We start from the raw sequence: 14,356 nt of genomic DNA, 5'->3' as shown, positions 1-14,356 counted from the left end.
CCACGCAGAGCCCCTAGGATGACGACCACCATGCCTCTCGACCTCTCCGACCCCATGCTGCGTGCGGCCCTGTGGCTCACCGTGGGACCGGTCGTCCTCGGCCTCGTCGTGTGGATCCTGCGACGGATCGCGACCCGCTGGGTGCGCCGTCGTGCCGACCGGGACGGCCGCTGAGCCTCAGTCCTCTGTCGCGGCCGGCCGCTCGACCCGTCGACGCATCTCGGGGAAGGGCGAGGGCTCGAAGCCGAAGTTCTCGTAGATGTCCCGCCCCGCCTCGGTGGCGTTGAGCGTGATGACCTCGACGTCGGTCTCCTCCTCGAACCACTCGAGCAGCGCCCCGAGGACGGCGTGGGTGAAGCCCAGCCGACGGTGGCGGGGGAAGGTCGCGATGTTGGTGACCAGGCCCCCTGCGCCGGCGCGGGTCGGCGAGGGCATCAGGTCGAGGACCTGGCCGATGGCGCACGAGACGACCGTGCCGTTGGCCTCGGCGACGACGACGTGGGTGCTCCCGTCGGCGAGGCGACGCTGCAGCCACCGGGAGGAGTCCTGCTGCCACCGGATGTCGGACACCTCCTCGGTGGAGGTGCCCATGGCCTCGAACATCAGGGCCCGCAGCGCCACGATCGTCGCGATGTCCCCGACGACCGCCGGGCGGATCACCGAGCCCTCGACGGGGCCGGGCGTGGACCCCCTTCGTCGATCGCGTGCGGGGCGACGGGGCAGGCGGGGGCGGGGTGGAGCCATGGGCCCATCCTGCCAGCGCGGCGACGGGCGGCCAGCGGGAACATCCGCGCCCACCCGCGTGTTTTGACCACCGTGCCACCACTGCGGCACAATTCATGGTTGGTCCGGTTCACGGCACGCGGCACAGAGCCCGCAGCTGTTCGGCCCCGAGCAGGGGCGCAGCGTCGACCCGGATGACATCGACCCGAGGAGCACCACGTGAAGAAGGACATCCACCCCACCTACGAGATGACGACCGTCTCGTGCACCTGCGGCAACACCTTCACCACCCGCAGCACCAAGGGCGACGGCCAGATCCGCGCCGAGGTCTGCAGCCAGTGCCACCCGTTCTACACGGGCAAGCAGAAGATCATGGACACCGGTGGTCGCGTGGCCCGCTTCCAGAAGCGCTACGGCCAGAAGGCTCCGGCCAACTGACCCGCACGATGCGCCGGCCAGCCCCTCGGGGGTGGCCGGCGCATTCGTGTCCCCACCTGCTGTCCCACCCGTGACCCGCCAGGAGGCACCGTGCTCGAGTCCGTCGAGGCACTGATCGCCGAGCACGCCGAGCTCGAGCGCTCGCTCGCCGACCCCGCGGTCATCGGTGACCCCGACCGGCTGCGCACCGTCAACCGCCGCTACGCGGAGCTCACGCCGGTCGTGACCGCTCAGCACGAGCTCGACCTGGCGACCGGGGACCTCGAGGCGGCGCGCGAGCTGGCCGCCGAGGACGCGGCCTTCGCCGTGGAGGTCCCGGCCCTGGAGGAGACGGTCACCGCCCTCGAGGACCGGCTGCGCCGGCTGCTCGTCCCGCGCGACCCCGACGACGACCGCGACGTGATCCTCGAGATCAAGGCGGGCGAAGGGGGAGAGGAGTCGGCCCTCTTCGCCGGCGACCTGCTGCGCATGTACCTGCGGCACGCGGAGAAGCGCGGGTGGAAGACCCAGATCCTCGACTCCACCGACTCCGACCTCGGTGGGTACAAGGACGTGCGCGTCGCGATCAGCGCCAAGGGCGCGGTCGAGCCGGGCAGCGCCCCGTGGGCCCGCCTCAAGTACGAAGGGGGAGTCCACCGCGTCCAGCGCGTCCCCGTCACCGAGAGCCAGGGCCGCATCCACACGTCCGCGGCGGGCGTCTGGGTCATGCCGGAGGTCGAGGAGGCGACCGACACGGACCTCCTGCACCCCAACGACCTGAAGATCGACGTCTACCGCAGCTCCGGCCCGGGCGGCCAGTCGGTCAACACGACCGACTCGGCCGTGCGGATCACCCACCTGCCGACCGGCACGGTCGTCAGCTGCCAGAACGAGAAGTCCCAGCTGCAGAACAAGGAGTCGGCGATGCGCGTCCTGCGCGCTCGGCTGCACCAGATGGCGATGGACGAGGCGGCCGCCGAGGCCAAGGAGGCGCGCGCCTCGCAGGTGCGCACCGTCGACCGGTCCGAGCGGATCCGCACGTACAACTTCCCGGAGAACCGGATCAGCGACCACCGGACCGGCTTCAAGGCCAACCGTCTCGACGCCGTCCTCGACGGCGACCTCGACGCCGTCGTCGACTCCGCCGTGCAGGCCGACGAGGACGCGCAGCTGGCGGCCCTCGCGGGGGACGGGGAGTGACGCTGCGCGGTGAGGTGGACCTGGCGGTCGCCTCGTTGGCGGAGGCGGGTGTCCCCTCGCCGCGCACCGACGCCCTGCTCCTCGCCGCCCACGCCCTCGGCTGCGACCGGGGTGAGGTGGAGCGCCGCCTGCTCATGGGGTGGGAGCCGGACGAGGGCTTCCTCCAGCGCTTCGGCGGCCTCGTCGAGGAGCGCGCCACCCGGCTGCCGCTGCAGCACCTCACCGGCACCGCCCCCTTCCGCCGCCTGGAGCTGCACGTCGGGCCGGGCGTCTTCGTCCCGCGACCCGAGACCGAGCAGGCCGTCGACCACGTGCTCGCGGCGCTCGTCGGGCTCGACGCCCCTCTCGTCGTCGACCTGTGCACCGGCTCGGGCGCGCTCGCGCTGGCCGTCGCCGACGAGGCGCCGACCGCGTCGGTGACCGCCGTCGAGGTGAGCGACCTCGCGCTGGCCTGGGCCGCGCGCAACATCGAGTCGACCGGCCTGCCGGTGGAGCTCGTCGCCGCCGATGCCACCGCCGACCCGGTCGGCGTCCCCGGGCTCGCGGACCTCGTCGGTCGGGTCGACGTGGTCGTGAGCAACCCTCCGTACATCCCGACGGGCATGGTGCCGCTCGAGCCGGAGGTCGCCGAGCACGACCCCGACATCGCGCTCTACGGGGGCAGCGAGGACGGTCTCGCGATCCCGCTGGCGGTCGCTGCCGCCGCTGCGCGGCTGCTGCGCCCCGGCGGGCTGCTCGTCATGGAGCACGCGGACAGCCAGGGGCGGTCGCTGCCGCGTGCGCTCGCGGCCACCGGTGCCTGGCTCGACGCGGTCGACCACGCCGATCTCGCCGGTCGGCCGCGCACGACGACGGCCCGGCGGGCCTGAGCGCCCCGGGCACGACGACGGGGCCCGGCCGGTCGGCCGAGCCCCGTCGTGTCCCGAGGGCTGTCAGAGGATGTAGATGAGCAGGGCGATGATCAGCAGCACGCCGACGATCGTCCAGATGAGACTGGATCCACGCATGTGTTCCTCCTTGTCGTGACGGGGTACATCAGGAGCCAACCTACCCAGCCCGTGGCCCGGACATGCGCGAACGCGCGAGGGGAGTGTCCGCCCGCGTCATAGGGTGGACCCATGAGTCCTGTCGTCGATGCCACCACCGCCGATCGCGAAGGGAGCATCGCCACCTGCGTCGATGCCGTCCGCCGGGGCGAGGTCGTCGTCATCCCCACCGACACGGTCTACGGGATCGGGGCGGACGCCTTCGACCCGGCGGCCGTCGCGAGCGTCCTCGCGGCGAAGGGGAGGGGCCGGGACATGCCGCCGCCCGTCCTCGTGCCCGACGTGCGCACGCTCGACGGGCTCGCCCGTGCCGTGCCCGAGTGGGCCCGACGGCTCGTCGACGAGCTGTGGCCCGGACCGCTGACCCTCGTCGTGTGGGCGCAGCCCTCCCTCCACTGGGACCTCGGCGAGACCGCCGGCACCGTCGCGCTGCGCATGCCGCACGACGAGATCGCCCTCGAGGTGCTGCGCGAGACCGGCCCCCTGGCCGTGACGAGCGCCAACCGCACCGGCGAGCCCGCCGCGACGACCGTCACCGAGGCCGCCGTCCAGCTGGGCCCCGCCGTGAGCGTCTACCTCGACGGCGGACCGCGGGCCACCCAGCAGGCCTCGACGATCATCGACTGCACCGGCGAGCACCCCGTCGTGCTGCGCGACGGCGCGGTCGACCGGGCCCGCCTCGAGGCGCTCCTCGGGCCAGGCTTCGACACCCCGGACCTCGTCGACCCGGCCGACCCGGCCGACCCGCAGGAGTGGGAGGATCTCCCTTCGGACGCCACGTCCACACCCGGACCCAGCACAGACACACCCCACACGGAGGCCCCGCGATGACCGACGACACCTTCTACGGCTCCGACTTCGGCGCCCTGAGCGCCTTCGACCCGGAGATCGCCGCCGTGCTCACCGGCGAGCTCGACCGCATCCGCGGTGGTCTGCAGCTCATCGCCAGCGAGAACATCTCCTCGCCCGAGGTGCTCACCCCGCTCGGCTCGACGCTGAGCAACAAGTACGCCGAGGGCTATCCCGGACGTCGGTACTACGGCGGGTGCTCCGAGGTCGACAAGGCGGAGAACCTCGCGATCGAGCGCGCCAAGAGCCTCCTCGACGCCGAGCACGCCAACGTCCAGGCGCACTCCGGGGCCAGCGCCAACCAGGCCGTCTACGGCGCCTTCCTGCAGCCGGGGGAGAAGATCCTCGCGATGTCGCTGCCGCACGGTGGCCACCTCACCCACGGCACCAAGGTCTCCTTCTCCGGCAAGTGGTTCGACGCCGTCCACTACGGGGTCCACCCCGAGACCGAGGACGTCGACTACGACGAGATGGAGCGCCTGGCCAAGGAGCACCGCCCCAAGGTCATCTGCTCCGGCGGGTCCGCGATCCCGCGCCTGATCGACTTCGAGCGCATCCGCGCCATCTGCGACGAGGTCGGCGCGATCATGTGGGTCGACGCCGCGCACTTCATCGGTCTCGTCGCCGGCAAGGCGATCCCGAGCCCGGTGCCGTACGCCGACGTCGTCACCTTCACGACGCACAAGGTGCTGCGCGGCCCCCGCTCCGGCGCGCTCGTGTGCAAGGAGGAGCACGCCAAGGCGCTCGACAAGGCGATCTTCCCGATGATGCAGGGCGGGCCGCAGATGCACACGATCGCGGCCAAGGCCGTGAACTTCAAGGAGTGCGCGACCCCCGAGTACCAGCAGTACGCCCGCGACGTCATCGCCAACTCCAAGGTGCTGGCCGAGGAGCTCCTGCAGCGCGGCATCCGCCCGACGACCGGCGGCACGGACACGCACCTCGCGCTGCTCGACCTCCAGGGCGTCGGCGTCACCGGCGTCGACGCCGAGGCCCGCTGCGACGCGGCCGGCATCACGCTCAACAAGAACGCCATCCCCAACGACCCGCAGAAGCCGTCGATCGCCTCGGGCATCCGCGTCGGCACGCCCTGCGTCACGACGCAGGGCATGGGCACCGACGAGATGGTCAAGATCGCCGAGCTCATCCACACCGCCGTGACGACCGGCGACGCGGACCCCGAGCACGAGGTCTCGCGCGAGGTCCGTGCGCAGGTGACCGACCTGGTCACCCGCTTCCCGGCCTACCCTCGCTGATCCGATCCGCGTCGGACGGGACGGAGGCGACGGGTGAGGGAGTACGTCTACGTCTTCCTCGTCGCCCTCGTCACGACGTACCTGCTCGTCCCGCTCATGCGGACCCTGGCGGCCCGCGTCGGTGCCTTCACCGAGGTCCGCGAGCGGGACGTGCACGTCGTGCCGATCCCGAGGCTCGGCGGCGTGGCGATGTTCCTCGGCTACGCAGCCGCGACCCTCGTGGCGTGGCGGATGCCCTTCCTGCGGCAGGTCTTCGAATCGGGTGAGCTGCTCGGCATCCTCCTGGGCGCCGGTGTCGTCTGCCTCGTCGGCGCGATCGACGACGTGCGCGAGCTCGACGCCCTGACCAAGCTCGCCGGACAGCTCGTGGCGGCGGCGATCATCGCCTTCTCCGGCGTGCAGTTCTTCTCGCTGCCGCTCGGCGTCGTCACCGTGCTGCCCGCACCGCTGCTCGTGCTCATGACGATCTTCATCGTCATCCTGTGCATCAACGCGGTGAACTTCATCGACGGGCTCGACGGGCTCGCCGCCGGCCTGGTGGCCATCGCGGCGGTGGCCTTCTTCATCTACAGCTACCTGATCTCCGCGAGCTACGCCCCGCCCAACGTCTTCTCCTCGGCGACCTTCGTCTCGGCGGCGCTCGCCGGGGCCTGCCTCGGCTTCCTCCCGCACAACGTCTTCCCCGCGCGCCTGTTCATGGGCGACTCCGGGGCGCTGACGCTCGGGCTGCTCCTCGCGGCCGCGACGATCCTCAACGTCGGGCAGATCGACCCCGCGCAGGTGAGCCGCAACCGGCTGGCCGCGACGATCCTGCCGCTGCTCATCCCGATCTCGATCATGCTGCTGCCGCTGCTCGACGTCGTGTGGGCCGTCGCGCGCCGCACCGCGCGCGGCCAGCGCCCGTGGCACGCGGACAGCCAGCACCTGCACCACCGCATGCTCCAGATCGGTCACGGCCACCGCCGCGCGGTGCTCCTGCTGTGGCTGTGGGCCCTCGTGGTCGCGATGGGCTCGGTGAGCTTCGTCTTCGTGCCGCCGCTGCTCGCCGCCGCCGGGGGAGTGGTCATGCTCGCCGTCGCAGCCGGCCTGACGGCGTGGCTCCCGAAGTTCTCCGCGCCGGGCCACCGGCCCAAGGAGTTCGACCGCCGCGGACGGCGTCTGGACGCCTGAGCAGCCGGTCGATTGTCGGCATCCGGGGCGCTTGTGTAAACTTTCACAAGCGCCCACGGACCGTTCGGTCCGACCCGTCGAGCACCTCGTGCTCCCGTCCCGAAGTGAGCCGATGCCGACGACTCCCCGCAGCCCCGTGCAGGGCATGCGTCGTGGTGTCCTCGTCTCCGGAGTCGTCGGGACCGTGCTGACCGTGCTCGTCGCCGCCATCGCGAAGGGGGTCGACGGCGCCCTGAGCGCGCTCGCCGGATCGCTCCTCGCCTTCTTCGTCGTCCTCACGGGGTTGCTCGCGATCACGCTCATCGTCGCCGGTGACGTGGGCACCTCCACGGCCGGCGCCGGGGTCGTCTACCTCGGGCAGCTGATCATCCTCGTCGCCGCGATCGCCGTGCTGCGCGAGATGCCCTGGCTCGACGGGCGCACCGCCGCACTGTCGGCCGTCGCCGCGACCGTCGTCCTCCAGGTCGGCGTGGTCGCGGGCTACGTCCGCGGCCGCCACCTGATCCACCCGTCCGGAGCCGGCGCATGAGCGCGCTCGCCCGACGGCCGAAGGGGGAGACCCCCCGACTCGTGACCAAGGCGCTCCCGAGCGTCGAGGAGTCCGCGGCCCAGACCGCGCGCTACCGGCATGACCCGACCGCGCCCCATCCCGTCGCAGCGTCGGACGCGATGGCGGCGACGGTCCTCGCACACCTGATCACCGGGCCCATCCTGTACGGCGCCATCGGCTGGCTGCTCGACCGATGGCTGGGGACCTCGTTCCTCGTCGTCATCGGAGTCCTCGGCGGCATGGCCCTGTCCCTGTACGTGATCTGGCTCCGGTACGGTACGTCCCAGGCACCCCACCCCGACAGCGTCACGACGTCGCTTGATGGTGCCCAGCCACACAACGAGGAGAACCAGTGATCCTGACTGCGCCCGCGCTGCCTGCTGCCGGTGGAGGAGAGGGCTTCGAGTCCCCCACGCCGGAGATCTTCTGGCAGCCGCTCTTCGAGGTCGGCGGCATCGTCGTCACCAACCAGATGGCGTGGGCCGCCATCGTCACCGCGGTCGTCTCGATCGTCCTGGTCGTGCTGAGCCGCAAGGCCGCGGTCGTCCCGAGCAAGGGCCAGTGGCTCCTCGAGGGCTTCTACAACTTCCCGCGCAACAGCGTGGCCCGCGACATGATCGGGACCAAGGAGTTCCGCCGGTTCGTGCCGCTCATCGTCACCCTCTTCACGATGGTGCTCTTCTACAACCTGATGGGCATCTTCCCCTTCGCGATGAACCCGGTCACGGGCAAGATCGGGTTCCCGATCGCCCTCGTCGCCGTCGTCTACGTGGTCTACCACTGGATCGGCTTCCAGAAGATGGGCTTCATCGGGTACTTCAAGCACATGATCCCGCCGGGCCTGCCGGGCTGGATCGTGCCGGTCGTCTTCCTGCTCGAGCTGATCACCTACTTCGTCACCCGCCCGCTGACGCTGGCCCTGCGACTCTTCGGCAACATGTTCGCCGGGCACATGGTGATCTTCCTGTTCGTCTCGGCCGGTGCCTACTTCCTGCTCGACGGCGGGGCCCTGCTGAAGCTGCTCTCCCTGCCGACCTTCCTCATGGCCGGCGTCATGGTCCTCTTCGAGGCCCTGGTCCAGTTCCTCCAGGCCTTCGTCTTCGTCCTGCTGACCTCCAGCTACATCGCAGGCGCCCTGGCCGACGACCACTGAGTCGGCCGCACGCACGTACAACTGAACATCGACCCAGCACTTCCTCAGGACACAAGTCCCGGGGTCTCACGAAACACACGAAAGAGGAATCATCGTGGAAGGCAACCTTTCGCTCGTTGGCTACGGCCTGTCCGCCATCGGCCCGGCCATCGCCGTCGGTCTGATCTTCGCCGCCTACATCAACGGTGTGGCCCGTCAGCCCGAGGCCCGTGGCCTCCTGCAGCCGATCGCGATCCTCGGCTTCGCCCTCGCCGAGGCCCTCGCCATCTTCGGTCTGGTGCTCTTCTTCCTCTGAGCCTGCCGGCAACGGCCATCCGTCATCGGCACCAGTAACTAGGAGTACCCGTGCACATCACCGCAACCGCCTCGTCGGTCGTGGGTCTCGCCGCGGCCACGGAAGAGAGCATGCCGCTCATCCCGCACATCCCGGAGCTCGTCTTCGGTCTCGTCATGTTCGCGATCCTCTACTTCGTCGTCGCGAAGTACGTCGTGCCGAACATCGAGAAGGCCTACGCCGAGCGCCACGCCGCGATCGAGGGTGGCATCGCCCAGGCAGAGAATGCCCAGGCCGAGGCCGAGGCCGCCAAGGCCCAGTACGAGGCCCAGCTCGCCGAGGCTCGTGCCGAGGCAGCCAAGATCCGCGAGGACGCCCGCGCCGAGGGCGCGGCCATCGTCGCGGAGATGCGCGGACAGGCGCAGGACGAGGCCACCCGGATCACCGACTCGGCGCACAAGCAGATCGAGGCGGAGCGCCAGCAGGCTGCTGTCTCGCTGCGCGGTGAGGTGGGTCGTCTCTCGACCGACCTGGCCGGTCGCATCGTCGGCCACGAGCTCCAGGACTCCTCGAGCCGTCAGGGCCTGATCGAGCGGTTCCTCGCGGAGCTGGAGTCGGGTCAGGTCCAGCCGGAGAAGGTCGGCTCGTCGGGGCGTGACGCCTGATGCGAGGCTCTTCCCGCGCCGCCGTGCTCGAGGGACACGCGTCCTTCGAGACGGCGCTGATGTCCGGGGACCCGGCCGTCATGGCGGACGAGCTCTTCGCCGTGGCGGAGCTGCTCGACGGCAACCCGACGCTGCGTCGCAGTGCCGCCGACCCCTCCCGTGAGGGCAAGGACAAGTCCGACCTCATCACCCGGCTGCTCCACGGCAAGGTGTCCAACGAGACCGTGGCCGTCGCCTCGGTGCTCGTCGGGCAGCGCTGGGCGCAGGATCGCGACCTCACCGACACCATCGAGCGGTTCGCCGTCGAGTCCCTCCTCAAGGGGGCCGAGGACGGCGGGGTGATCGACCAGGTCGAGGACGAGCTCTTCCGCTTCGAGCGCGTCGTGGCCGGCAACCCCGAGCTGCGCGACGCGCTGGGCAACCGTCTGGGTGACCCCGCCGGCAAGGCGGATCTCGTCGGTGGCCTGCTGCAGGGCAAGGCGCGACCCGAGACGATCCGCCTCGCCCGTCAGTCGGTGCTCGCACCGCGCGGTCGTCGCTTCGACCGGGCCATCGAGAGCTACCTCGACGTGGCCGCCGACCGACGGCAGCAGCTGACCGCCGTCGTCACCACCGCCGTCGACCTCACGGACGAGCAGCGCACCCGCCTCGCGGGCGCCCTGCAGCAGATCTACAGCAAGCCCGTGCTGCTGCAGGTCGTCCTCGACGAGGAGGTCATCGGCGGGATCCGTGTCCAGATCGGTGACGAGGTCGTCGACGGGACCGTCCTGCGACGCCTCGACGAGGCCAAGCGTCACCTGGCCGGCTGAGCCGTGCTCACCCACTTCATGCAGACCACCCACTCGGCCGTCACCGCGGCCGGCAACGAGGAGAAGACATCATGACGGAGCTTTCGATCCGTCCGGAGGAGATCCGGGACGCCCTGGATGGCTACGTCCGGTCGTACAACCCGGGCGCGGCCTCCCGCGAAGAGGTCGGTCGCGTGACCGACGCCGGTGACGGCATCGCCCACGTCGAGGGACTCCCTTCGGCCATGACCAACGAGTTGCTGGAGTTCGAGGACGGTACCCTCGGCCTCGCGCTCAACCTCGACGTCCACGAGATCGGTGTCGTCGTCCTCGGCGACTTCTCCAAGATCGAGGAGGGGCAGGAGGTCAAGCGCACCGGCGAGGTCCTCTCCGTCCCCGTGGGTGACAACTTCCTCGGCCGTGTCGTCAACCCGCTCGGTCAGCCGATCGACGGTCTCGGCGACATCGAGACCACCGAGCGCCGCGCGCTCGAGCTGCAGGCCCCGAGCGTCGTCGACCGCAAGTCGGTCCACGAGCCGCTCCAGACCGGTCTGAAGTCGGTCGACGCCATGACCCCGATCGGCCGGGGCCAGCGTCAGCTGATCATCGGTGACCGCCAGACCGGCAAGACCACGGTCGCGGTCGACACGATCATCAACCAGAAGCAGTTCTGGGAGACCGGCGACCCGCAGAAGCAGGTCCGCTGCATCTACGTCGCCATCGGCCAGAAGGGCTCGACGATCGCGGCCGTCAAGGGCACGCTCGAAGAGGCCGGCGCCATGGAGTACACGACGATCGTCGCGGCCCCCGCCTCCGACGCGGCGGGCTTCAAGTACCTCGCGCCCTTCACCGGCTCGGCCATCGGCCAGCACTGGATGTACCAGGGCAAGCACGTCCTCATCGTCTTCGACGACCTGAGCAAGCAGGCCGAGGCCTACCGCTCGATGTCGCTGCTGCTGCGCCGCCCGCCGGGCCGCGAGGCCTACCCGGGCGACGTCTTCTACCTGCACTCGCGCATGCTCGAGCGCTGCGCCAAGCTCTCCGACGAGCTGGGCGCCGGCTCGATGACCGGTCTGCCGATCATCGAGACCAAGGCCGGTGACGTCTCCGCGTACATCCCGACCAACGTCATCTCGATCACCGACGGCCAGATCTACCTGCAGGCCGACCTGTTCAACTCCGACGTCCGTCCGGCCATCGACGTGGGTGTCTCCGTCTCCCGCGTCGGCTCGGCTGCGCAGACCAAGGCGATGAAGTCGGTCTCCGGTCGACTCAAGCTGGACCTCGCGCAGTACCGCTCGCTCGAGGCCTTCGCGATGTTCGCCTCGGACCTGGACCCGGCGTCGAAGCAGCAGCTGGCGCGCGGCGCTCGCCTCGTCGAGGTCCTCAAGCAGAAGCAGGCCGACCCGTACCCCGTCCCGGAGCAGGTCGTCGCGATCTGGGCCGGCACGACCGGTGAGCTCGACCCGATCGCGGTCGAGGACGTCAAGCGGTTCGAGGCCGAGTTCCTCGACCACCTGCGTCGCAACAAGCAGGACCTCCTCGACGGCATCCAGGAGACCGGCAAGTTCGAGGACTCCACGATCTCGGCGCTCGAGACCGAGATCGCCTCCTTCCGTGACACCTTCGTCCCCTCCAACCAGGACAACGTCCCGGTCGGCAGCGCGGAGGAGTCCGGCGAGGACGCGCAGGAGTCCGAGCAGGTCCAGATCGTCAAGCAGAAGCGCTGAGCACCACGGTCGGGCGCCCTCAGCGGGCGTCCGGCCGGGACAGCACCACCCACGGCCACCGGTCGTGAGTCGACCACAGACCACAGGAGAGGCGGAAGCACATGGGAGCGCAGATCCGGGAGTACCGGCAGCGCATCCGGTCCGTCAGTGCGACCAAGAAGATCACGCGGGCCATGGAGCTCATGGCGGCCTCGCGTGTCGTCAAGGCCCAGCAGGCCGTGCGTGAGTCCACGCCGTACGCCCGTGCGCTGACGCGCGCGGCCTCGGCCGTCGCCACGTACTCGGACGAGGACCACCCGCTGACCACCGAGCCGGAGGACGTCAAGCGCGCCGCGCTCGTCGTCATCGCGGCCGACCGTGGGCTCGCCGGCGGGTACAACTCGAACGTCCTCAAGGAGGGGGAGCGTGTCGCTGCCGCCCTCCGCGACGAGGGCAAGGAGGTCGTGCCCTACCTCGTCGGACGTCGGGCCGTCTCCTTCTACTCCTTCCGCAAGCGGGAGTACGCGGCCGAGTGGACCGGCAGCTCGGAGAAGCCGACCTTCGAGAACGCCCGCGAGATCGGCGAGCGGCTCGTGGCCGACTTCGTCCGGGACACGCAGGACGGGGGCGTGGACGAGGTGCACATCGTCTTCACCCGCTTCATCTCCATGGTGGCCCAGGAGGCCGAGGTCATCCGGCTGCTGCCGCTCGAGGTCGTCGAGGGCGTCGAGGAGCCGGGTGAGGAGTCGGAGCTGTTCCCGCTCTACGAGTTCGAGCCGAACCCCGAGGAGCTGCTCGACACGCTGCTGCCGCGCTACGTCAACGCGCGCATCTTCAACTGCCTCCTCCAGGCGGCGGCCTCCGAGCTCGCGGCTCGTCAGCGCGCGATGAAGTCGGCGACCGACAACGCCGAGGAGCTCATCAAGAAGTACACCCGGCTGGCCAACCAGGCCCGCCAGGCCGAGATCACCCAGGAAATCTCCGAGATCGTCGGCGGCGCCAGCGCCCTCGCCGATTCCAAGTGAGAAGGTAGAGAGAACCCATGACTGCCACCGTCACCGAAGAGAACACCACCACTGCAGGCGGGGTCGGGCGCATCTCGCGCGTCATCGGCCCGGTCGTCGATGTCGAGTTCGGCGTCGACACCATGCCGGAGCAGTACAACCTGCTCACCACCGAGGTCACCCTCGACGACAACACCCGCACGCTGAACCTCGAGGTCGCCCAGCACATCGGCGACAACATGGTCCGCGCCATCTCGCTGCAGCCCACCGACGGCCTCGTCCGCGGCGCCGCGGTCCAGGACACCGGTGGCCCGATCACCGTCCCGGTCGGCGACGTCACCCTCGGCAAGGTCTTCAACGCGACCGGTGCCTGCCTCAACCTCGCGGAGGGCGAGACCCTCGAGGTCACCGAGCGCTGGGGCATCCACCGTCAGGCGCCCCCCTTCGACCAGCTCGAGTCCAAGACCGAGATGTTCGAGACGGGCATCAAGGTCATCGACCTCCTGACGCCCTACGTCCTCGGAGGCAAGATCGGCCTCTTCGGTGGCGCCGGTGTCGGCAAGACCGTGCTCATCCAGGAGATGATCGCGCGTGTCGCCCGCAACCACGGTGGTGTCTCCGTCTTCGCCGGTGTCGGCGAGCGCACCCGTGAGGGCAACGACCTCATGGTCGAGATGGAGGAGGCCGGAGTCCTCGGCCAGACCGCCCTCGTGTTCGGCCAGATGGACGAGCCGCCGGGCACGCGTCTGCGGGTCGCGCTGTCTGCTCTGACGATGGCGGAGTACTTCCGCGATGTGCAGAAGCAGGACGTGCTGCTCTTCATCGACAACATCTTCCGCTTCACGCAGGCCGGCTCCGAGGTCTCCACGCTGCTCGGCCGCATGCCCTCCGCCGTGGGGTACCAGCCGACCCTCGCCGACGAGATGGGCACCCTCCAGGAGCGCATCACCTCCACGCGTGGTCACTCCATCACCTCGATGCAGGCCATCTACGTCCCCGCCGACGACTACACCGACCCGGCCCCGGCGACGACCTTCGCCCACCTCGACGCGACGACCGAGCTCAACCGTGAGATCGCGTCGATGGGCATCTACCCGGCCGTGGACCCGCTGACCTCGACGAGCCGCATCCTCGACCGCCGCTACATCGCGGAGGACCACTACACCACCGCGGTACGCGTCAAGCAGATCCTCCAGAAGAACAAGGAGCTGCAGGACATCATCGCGATCCTCGGTATCGACGAGCTGTCCGAGGAGGACAAGATCCTCGTCAACCGCGCGCGGCGCATCCAGCGGTTCCTGTCGCAGAACACCTACGTCGCCAAGCAGTTCACCGGCATCGAGGGCTCGACGGTGTCCCTGGCGGACACCATCGAGGCCTTCACCAAGATCTGCGACGGCGAGTACGACCACGTCGCCGAGCAGGCCTTCTTCATGTGCGGTGGCCTCGACGACGTCGAGCGCCAGTGGGCGGAGATCCAGAAGAACCTCTGACCCGACCCACGGTCGACGTGACGGCCGCCCCCCTTCGTCCTGGCGAAGGGAGGCGGCCG

Annotated in this window: 17 protein-coding genes; 16 read left to right on the top strand and 1 reads right to left on the bottom strand. The window is 70.1% G+C overall.

Going from position 1 to position 14,356, the window contains the following annotated elements:
* Window positions 1-30: 30 nt before the first annotated feature.
* Window positions 31-174 (top strand): hypothetical protein, encoded by a 144-nt coding sequence (locus tag JT1_RS18375; protein WP_169701929.1) that lies wholly within the window; start codon window positions 31-33, stop codon window positions 172-174.
* 3 nt (window positions 175-177) lie between these two features.
* On the opposite strand, the gene JT1_RS09250 is transcribed toward JT1_RS18375, so the two are convergent.
* Complete coding sequence (locus tag JT1_RS09250) at window positions 178-744, bottom strand: GNAT family N-acetyltransferase (RefSeq protein WP_082807563.1); 567 nt, start codon at window positions 742-744, stop codon at window positions 178-180.
* A 198-nt stretch (window positions 745-942) separates the two neighbouring features.
* Here JT1_RS09250 and rpmE point away from each other — a divergent pair, with 198 nt between their 5' ends.
* The 15 genes from rpmE (at window position 943) to atpD (ending at window position 14,297) form a co-directional block, all read left to right on the top strand.
* Window positions 943-1,161, top strand: a complete 219-nt coding sequence (gene rpmE, locus JT1_RS09245; RefSeq protein ID WP_068325290.1) for a 50S ribosomal protein L31 — start codon at window positions 943-945, stop codon at window positions 1,159-1,161.
* Window positions 1,162-1,251: 90 nt separating this feature from the next.
* Complete coding sequence (gene prfA / locus JT1_RS09240) at window positions 1,252-2,340, top strand: peptide chain release factor 1 (RefSeq protein WP_068325288.1); 1,089 nt, start codon at window positions 1,252-1,254, stop codon at window positions 2,338-2,340.
* Entirely contained in the window at window positions 2,337-3,209 is an 873-nt protein-coding gene (gene prmC / locus JT1_RS09235) for a peptide chain release factor N(5)-glutamine methyltransferase (protein WP_068325286.1), read from the top strand. Before prfA ends, prmC begins: the two co-directional genes overlap by 4 nt.
* 249 nt (window positions 3,210-3,458) lie before the next feature.
* On the top strand, window positions 3,459-4,217 hold the full coding sequence (locus tag JT1_RS09230; RefSeq protein WP_068325284.1) for an L-threonylcarbamoyladenylate synthase: 759 nt from the start codon (window positions 3,459-3,461) through the stop codon (window positions 4,215-4,217).
* On the top strand, window positions 4,214-5,491 hold the full coding sequence (glyA, locus tag JT1_RS09225) for a serine hydroxymethyltransferase (RefSeq protein ID WP_068325282.1): 1,278 nt from the start codon (window positions 4,214-4,216) through the stop codon (window positions 5,489-5,491). The genes JT1_RS09230 and glyA overlap by 4 nt, the downstream gene beginning before the upstream one ends.
* Window positions 5,492-5,524: 33 nt before the next feature.
* Window positions 5,525-6,661, top strand: a complete 1,137-nt coding sequence (locus JT1_RS09220) for an MraY family glycosyltransferase (protein WP_068325280.1) — start codon at window positions 5,525-5,527, stop codon at window positions 6,659-6,661.
* Between the two features lie 112 nt (window positions 6,662-6,773).
* A complete protein-coding gene (locus JT1_RS09215) occupies window positions 6,774-7,190 on the top strand; it encodes a hypothetical protein (protein ID WP_169701928.1) in 417 nt (138 codons plus the stop codon).
* A complete protein-coding gene (locus tag JT1_RS09210) occupies window positions 7,187-7,567 on the top strand; it encodes an AtpZ/AtpI family protein (protein WP_068325276.1) in 381 nt (126 codons plus the stop codon). The genes JT1_RS09215 and JT1_RS09210 overlap by 4 nt, the downstream gene beginning before the upstream one ends.
* Window positions 7,564-8,364 (top strand): F0F1 ATP synthase subunit A, encoded by an 801-nt coding sequence (atpB, locus tag JT1_RS09205; RefSeq protein ID WP_068325274.1) that lies wholly within the window; start codon window positions 7,564-7,566, stop codon window positions 8,362-8,364. The genes JT1_RS09210 and atpB overlap by 4 nt, the downstream gene beginning before the upstream one ends.
* A gap of 94 nt (window positions 8,365-8,458) precedes the next feature.
* Window positions 8,459-8,659, top strand: a complete 201-nt coding sequence (locus JT1_RS09200; RefSeq protein ID WP_068325273.1) for an ATP synthase subunit C-like protein — start codon at window positions 8,459-8,461, stop codon at window positions 8,657-8,659.
* A gap of 50 nt (window positions 8,660-8,709) precedes the next feature.
* The gene (locus JT1_RS09195; RefSeq protein WP_082807562.1) at window positions 8,710-9,303 is read left to right on the top strand and encodes a F0F1 ATP synthase subunit B; all 594 of its coding nucleotides are present in this window, start codon (window positions 8,710-8,712) and stop codon (window positions 9,301-9,303) included.
* Window positions 9,303-10,112, top strand: coding sequence for a F0F1 ATP synthase subunit delta (locus JT1_RS09190; protein WP_068325271.1), 810 nt, complete (start codon window positions 9,303-9,305; stop codon window positions 10,110-10,112). The genes JT1_RS09195 and JT1_RS09190 overlap by 1 nt, the downstream gene beginning before the upstream one ends.
* A gap of 71 nt (window positions 10,113-10,183) precedes the next feature.
* Window positions 10,184-11,821, top strand: a complete 1,638-nt coding sequence (gene atpA / locus JT1_RS09185) for a F0F1 ATP synthase subunit alpha (protein WP_068325269.1) — start codon at window positions 10,184-10,186, stop codon at window positions 11,819-11,821.
* A gap of 101 nt (window positions 11,822-11,922) precedes the next feature.
* Window positions 11,923-12,825 carry a F0F1 ATP synthase subunit gamma gene (locus JT1_RS09180; protein WP_068325267.1) on the top strand — a complete coding sequence of 301 codons (903 nt, stop codon included), beginning with the start codon at window positions 11,923-11,925 and terminating at the stop codon, window positions 12,823-12,825.
* 17 nt (window positions 12,826-12,842) lie between these two features.
* Entirely contained in the window at window positions 12,843-14,297 is a 1,455-nt protein-coding gene (gene atpD / locus JT1_RS09175; protein ID WP_068325266.1) for a F0F1 ATP synthase subunit beta, read from the top strand.
* Window positions 14,298-14,356 lie beyond the last annotated feature (59 nt).

Origin of the sequence: Janibacter terrae NBRC 107853, from assembly GCF_001591405.1 — a bacterium.
In the GTDB taxonomy this organism is placed as follows: domain Bacteria; phylum Actinomycetota; class Actinomycetes; order Actinomycetales; family Dermatophilaceae; genus Janibacter; species Janibacter terrae.
Note: the sequence above shows the minus strand (reverse complement) of the source record. Positions and strands in the feature narration are given on the sequence as shown.

Excerpts from the sequence above, each read along its gene's own strand:
- JT1_RS18375 (WP_169701929.1), top strand. The coding sequence starts at position 31 with ATGCCTCTCGACCTCTCCGACCCCATGCTGCGTGCGGCCCTGTGGCTC.
- JT1_RS09190 (WP_068325271.1), top strand. The coding sequence starts at position 9,303 with ATGCGAGGCTCTTCCCGCGCCGCCGTGCTCGAGGGACACGCGTCCTTC.
- atpD (WP_068325266.1), top strand. The coding sequence starts at position 12,843 with ATGACTGCCACCGTCACCGAAGAGAACACCACCACTGCAGGCGGGGTC.
- JT1_RS09210 (WP_068325276.1), top strand. The coding sequence starts at position 7,187 with ATGAGCGCGCTCGCCCGACGGCCGAAGGGGGAGACCCCCCGACTCGTG.
- glyA (WP_068325282.1), top strand. The coding sequence starts at position 4,214 with ATGACCGACGACACCTTCTACGGCTCCGACTTCGGCGCCCTGAGCGCC.
- atpA (WP_068325269.1), top strand. The coding sequence starts at position 10,184 with ATGACGGAGCTTTCGATCCGTCCGGAGGAGATCCGGGACGCCCTGGAT.
- JT1_RS09215 (WP_169701928.1), top strand. The coding sequence starts at position 6,774 with ATGCCGACGACTCCCCGCAGCCCCGTGCAGGGCATGCGTCGTGGTGTC.
- JT1_RS09250 (WP_082807563.1), bottom strand. The coding sequence starts at position 744 with ATGGCTCCACCCCGCCCCCGCCTGCCCCGTCGCCCCGCACGCGATCGA.
- JT1_RS09180 (WP_068325267.1), top strand. The coding sequence starts at position 11,923 with ATGGGAGCGCAGATCCGGGAGTACCGGCAGCGCATCCGGTCCGTCAGT.
- JT1_RS09230 (WP_068325284.1), top strand. The coding sequence starts at position 3,459 with ATGAGTCCTGTCGTCGATGCCACCACCGCCGATCGCGAAGGGAGCATC.